At 48.3% G+C, this 5053-nt stretch carries 3 protein-coding genes, 4 tRNA genes, 2 rRNA genes and 1 pseudogene; 9 read left to right on the top strand and 1 reads right to left on the bottom strand.

Features of this window, described 5'->3' with window-relative positions; translation table 11 throughout:
• The 4 genes and pseudogenes from CRI63_RS08385 to birA form a co-directional block, all read left to right on the top strand.
• Positions 1–276 (top strand): 23S ribosomal RNA (locus CRI63_RS08385); the annotation flags it as partial.
• Positions 277–377: 101 nt separating this feature from the next.
• A 5S ribosomal RNA gene (gene rrf / locus CRI63_RS08380) occupies positions 378–493 on the top strand.
• Positions 494–629: 136 nt separating this feature from the next.
• A pseudogene (gene murB, locus CRI63_RS08375) lies at positions 630–1659 on the top strand (UDP-N-acetylmuramate dehydrogenase).
• Positions 1656–2621 carry a bifunctional biotin--[acetyl-CoA-carboxylase] ligase/biotin operon repressor BirA gene (gene birA, locus CRI63_RS08370; RefSeq protein ID WP_135519216.1) on the top strand — a complete coding sequence of 322 codons (966 nt, stop codon included), beginning with the start codon at positions 1656–1658 and terminating at the stop codon, positions 2619–2621. The pseudogene murB and the gene birA overlap by 4 nt, the downstream one beginning before the upstream one ends.
• Positions 2622–2649: 28 nt before the next feature.
• On the opposite strand, the gene coaA is transcribed toward birA, so the two are convergent.
• Positions 2650–3600 carry a type I pantothenate kinase gene (gene coaA, locus CRI63_RS08365; RefSeq protein WP_000023076.1) on the bottom strand — a complete coding sequence of 317 codons (951 nt, stop codon included), beginning with the start codon at positions 3598–3600 and terminating at the stop codon, positions 2650–2652.
• A 363-nt stretch (positions 3601–3963) separates the two neighbouring features.
• Between coaA and CRI63_RS08360 the strand changes: the two genes are divergently transcribed.
• The 5 genes from CRI63_RS08360 to CRI63_RS08340 form a co-directional block, all read left to right on the top strand.
• Positions 3964–4039, top strand: a tRNA-Thr gene (locus CRI63_RS08360).
• A gap of 8 nt (positions 4040–4047) precedes the next feature.
• A tRNA-Tyr gene (locus tag CRI63_RS08355) sits at positions 4048–4132 on the top strand.
• Between the two features lie 116 nt (positions 4133–4248).
• Positions 4249–4323 (top strand) — tRNA-Gly (locus tag CRI63_RS08350).
• Positions 4324–4329: 6 nt separating this feature from the next.
• A tRNA-Thr gene (locus tag CRI63_RS08345) sits at positions 4330–4405 on the top strand.
• A 114-nt stretch (positions 4406–4519) separates the two neighbouring features.
• Positions 4520–5053 (top strand): GTP-binding protein (locus CRI63_RS08340; protein ID WP_000031740.1); only part of this gene is annotated, 534 nt, incomplete at its 3' end.

The raw sequence follows: 5053 nt of genomic DNA, 5'->3' as shown, positions 1-5053 counted from the left end.
GGAGAACTGAGGGGGGCTGCTCCTAGTACGAGAGGACCGGAGTGGACGCATCACTGGTGTTCGGGTTGTCATGCCAATGGCACTGCCCGGTAGCTAAATGCGGAAGAGATAAGTGCTGAAAGCATCTAAGCACGAAACTTGCCCCGACGATGAGTTCTCCCTGAGACTTTAAGTCTCCTGAAGGAACGTTGAAGACGACGACGTTGATAGGCCGGGTGTGTAAGCGCAGCGATGCGTTGAGCTAACCGGTACTAATGAACCGTGAGGCTTAACCTTACAACGCCGAAGATGTTTTGGCGGAAGAGACATCAATAAGTAAGCTTGATACAGATTAAATCGACAGGTCAGAACAGGACGTGTTGATAAAACAGAATTTGCCTGGCGGCCGTAGCGCGGTGGTCCCACCTGACCCCATGCCGAACTCAGAAGTGAAACGCCGTAGCGCCGATGGTAGTGTGGGGTTTCCCCATGCGAGAGTAGGGAACTGCCAGGCATCAAATAAAGCAGAAGGCCCGGTCAGAAGACCGGGCCTTTTTGCGTTTCTACAAACTCTTCCTGTCGTCATATCTACAAGCCATCCCCCCGCAGATACGGTAAACTAGCCTCGTTTTTGCATCAGGAAAGCAGCTATGAACCACTCCTTAAAACCCTGGAACACATTTGGCATTGATCATAATGCTCAGCACATTGTATGTGCCGAAGACGAACAACAATTACTCAATGCCTGGCAGCATGCAACCGCAGAAGGACAACCCGTCCTTATTCTGGGTGAAGGAAGTAATGTACTTTTTCTGGAAGACTATCGCGGTACGGTGATCATCAACCGGATCAAAGGTATCGAAATTCATGATGAACCTGATGCGTGGTATTTACATGTAGGAGCCGGAGAAAACTGGCATCGCCTGGTAAAATACACTTTGCAGGAAGGTATGCCTGGTCTGGAAAATCTGGCATTAATTCCTGGTTGTGTTGGTTCATCACCTATCCAGAATATTGGGGCTTATGGCGTAGAATTACAGCGAGTTTGCGCTTATGTTGACTGTGTTGAACTGGCGACAGGCAAGCAAGAGCATTTAACAGCTAAAGAGTGCCGTTTTGGCTATCGCGACAGTATTTTTAAACATGAATACCAGGACCGCTTCGCCATTGTAGCCGTAGGTCTGCGTCTACCAAAAGAGTGGCAACCTGTACTAACGTATGGTGACTTAACTCGTCTGGATCCTACAACAGTAACGCCACAGCAAGTATTTGATGCGGTGTGTCATATGCGCACCACCAAACTCCCTGACCCAAAAGTGAATGGCAATGCCGGTAGTTTCTTCAAAAACCCTGTTGTATCTGCCGAAACGGCTAAAGCATTACTGGCACAATGTCCAACAGCACCAAATTACCCTCAGGCGGATGGTTCAGTAAAACTGGCAGCAGGTTGGCTTATCGATCAGTGCCAGCTAAAAGGGATGCAAATGGGGGGGGGCTGCGGTGCACCGTCAACAGGCGTTAGTTCTCATTAATGAAGACAATGCAAAAAGCGAAGATGTCGTGCAACTGGCACATCATGTAAGACAGAAAGTGGGTGAAAAATTTAATGTCTGGCTTGAGCCAGAAGTTCGCTTTATTGGTGCATCAGGTGAAGTTAGCGCAGTGGAGACGATTTCATGAAGGATAATACCGTGCCACTGAAATTAATCGCGCTGTTAGCGAATGGTGAATTTCACTCTGGCGAGCAGCTGGGTGAAACGTTAGGAATGAGCCGGGCGGCTATTAATAAACACATTCAGACACTGCGTGACTGGGGTGTTGATGTCTTTACCGTTCCGGGTAAAGGATACAGCCTGCCTGAGCCCATCCAGTTACTTAATGCTGAACAGATATTGAGTCAGCTGGATGGCGGTAGTGTAGCCGTGCTGCCAGTTATTGACTCCACGAATCAATATCTCCTTGACCGTATCGGAGAGCTTAAATCGGGCGATGCCTGCGTTGCAGAATACCAGCAGGCTGGCCGTGGTCGTCGTGGTCGGAAATGGTTTTCGCCTTTTGGCGCAAACTTATATTTGTCGATGTTCTGGCGTCTGGAACAAGGCCCGGCGGCGGCGATTGGTTTAAGTCTGGTTATCGGTATCGTGATGGCGGAAGTATTACGCAAGCTAGGAGCTGATAAAGTCCGCGTTAAATGGCCTAATGACCTCTATCTGCAGGATCGCAAGCTGGCAGGCATTCTTGTGGAGCTGACTGGCAAAACCGGCGATGCGGCGCAAATAGTCATTGGCGCCGGGATCAACATGGCAATGCGTCGTGTTGAAGAGAGTGTCGTTAATCAGGGGTGGATCACGCTGCAGGAAGCGGGGATCAATCTCGATCGTAATACGTTGGCGGCCATGCTAATACGTGAATTACGCGCGGCGCTGGAACTCTTCGAGCAAGAAGGATTGGCACCTTATCTTTCGCGTTGGGAAAAGCTGGATAATTTTATTAATCGCCCAGTGAAACTTATCATTGGTGATAAAGAAATATTTGGCATTTCACGCGGAATAGACAAACAGGGCGCTTTATTGCTTGAGCAGAATGGAATAATAAAACCCTGGATGGGCGGTGAAATATCCCTGCGTAGTGCAGAAAAATAAGAAAGGGGAGCATTAGCTCCCCTGAAAATTATTTGCGTAGTCTGACCTCTTCTACCGCATGATTAGCACTCTTCGTCAGGATTAAACTGGCGCGCTCGCGAGTAGGTAGAATATTTTGCTTTAAGTTCAGCCAGTTGATCTCTTTCCACAACGTCATGGCAGTCTTAATCGCTTCTTCTTTAGTTAATTTCGCGTAGTTATGAAAATAGGAATCCGGGTCTGTAAAAGCCCCTTCGCGGAATTTCAGAAAACGGTTGATATACCATGTCTGAAGTAAGTCTTCCGGAGCATCAACATATATCGAAAAATCGACAAAATCAGAAACAAATACATGATGTGGATCGTGTGGATAATCCATCCCGCTCTGTAAGACATTTAACCCTTCAAGAATTAAAATATCAGGCTGAACAACAGTTTTATCTCCATCCGGGATCACATCATAAATAAGATGCGAGTAAACAGGTGCTGTAACGTTTGGCACGCCGGACTTGAGATCGGAAACAAACTTCACCAGACGATGCATATCATACGATTCCGGGAAGCCTTTCTTCTTCATCAGGCCACGTTCTTTAAGCACTTTGTTGGGATGAAGAAAACCATCGGTGGTGATCAGTTCAACACGACGGTGTTCCGGCCAACGGCTTAATAGTGCCTGTAACACACGAGCAGTCGTACTTTTCCCTACCGCGACGCTACCAGCAATACTGATAATGTAAGGAATGCGTTGTCCGTTAGTGCCAAGAAACTGTTCCAGAACAGCCTGACGGCGCAGGTTCGAGCTTATATAGAAGTTCAGCAAACGCGATAAAGGCAAATAAATCTCGGCAACTTCTTCTAACGAGAGATCTTCATTTATACCTTTGAGACGGGCGATCTCATCTTCCGATAACGTCATAGGTACGGAATCACGCAGAGCTGCCCACTGGTTGCGGTCAAACTGTAGGTAAGGCGTCATTAACGTTTGCTCTTTTATACTCATAAGCATGTTTCTGGCGGTCATAGCTCTATCGGCAAAGCGATATTTGCCATGGCGCGTCACAGTTCTGTTGAATGGGTTAATGGGCAGGAGGGTAACACCAGATGGGGAGGAATAATAAGAAAAAATCTCTTCCAGGAAGCTATCGTTGAAAAGCAATGTGACAGATATTCCATCTGATAAAAAGAATTGTGTTTTAGCTGGCGCGCATTGTTAATGCAGAGTGATGCTGAAAAAGTATGCTAATCTGCTCGCAATTCGGCTGTTTATTCATCGCGTCGCGCAAAATGTGACCAACAAAACAAATTATGCAATTTTTTTAGTTGCATGAACTCGCATGTCTCCATAGAATGCGCGCTACTTGATGCCGACTTAGCTCAGTAGGTAGAGCAACTGACTTGTAATCAGTAGGTCACCAGTTCGATTCCGGTAGTCGGCACCATCAAGTCCGGTGGGGTTCCCGAGCGGCCAAAGGGAGCAGACTGTAAATCTGCCGTCACAGACTTCGAAGGTTCGAATCCTTCCCCCACCACCAATTTCGGCCACGCGATGGCGTAGCCCGAGACGATAAGTTCGCTTACCGGCTCGAATAAAGAGAGCTTCTCTCGATATTCAGTGCAGAATGAAAATCAGGTAGCCGAGTTCCAGGATGCGGGCATCGTATAATGGCTATTACCTCAGCCTTCCAAGCTGATGATGCGGGTTCGATTCCCGCTGCCCGCTCCAAGATGTGCTGATATAGCTCAGTTGGTAGAGCGCACCCTTGGTAAGGGTGAGGTCGGCAGTTCGAATCTGCCTATCAGCACCACTTCTTTTCTCCTCCCTGTTTTTTCCTTCTGTTTATTGCATTCAACAAGTCGGGCATGTTGCCTGGTTGATGTGGTGATATCACCGATTTATCCGTGTCTTAGAGGGACAATCGATGTCTAAAGAAAAGTTTGAACGTACAAAACCGCACGTTAACGTCGGTACTATCGGCCACGTTGACCATGGTAAAACAACGCTGACCGCTGCAATCACTACCGTACTGGCTAAAACCTACGGCGGTGCTGCTCGCGCATTCGACCAGATCGATAACGCGCCGGAAGAAAAAGCTCGTGGTATCACCATCAACACTTCTCACGTTGAATATGACACCCCGACCCGTCACTACGCACACGTAGACTGCCCGGGGCACGCCGACTATGTTAAAAACATGATCACCGGTGCTGCTCAGATGGACGGCGCAATCCTGGTAGTTGCTGCGACTGACGGCCCGATGCCGCAGACTCGTGAGCACATCCTGCTGGGTCGTCAGGTAGGCGTTCCGTACATCATCGTGTTCCTGAACAAATGCGACATGGTTGATGACGAAGAGCTGCTGGAACTGGTTGAAATGGAAGTTCGTGAACTTCTGTCTCAGTACGACTTCCCGGGCGACGACACTCCGATCGTTCGTGGTTCTGCTCTGAAAGCG

The sequence above is a fragment of the Escherichia sp. E2661 genome (genome assembly GCF_004745185.1).
Classification (GTDB): Bacteria; Pseudomonadota; Gammaproteobacteria; order Enterobacterales; family Enterobacteriaceae; genus Escherichia.
The sequence above is the reverse complement of the archived record's forward strand: the minus strand, read 5'-3'. Positions and strand labels throughout refer to the sequence as shown.

Excerpts from the sequence above, each read along its gene's own strand:
- birA (WP_135519216.1), top strand. The coding sequence starts at position 1,656 with ATGAAGGATAATACCGTGCCACTGAAATTAATCGCGCTGTTAGCGAAT.
- coaA (WP_000023076.1), bottom strand. The coding sequence starts at position 3,600 with ATGAGTATAAAAGAGCAAACGTTAATGACGCCTTACCTACAGTTTGAC.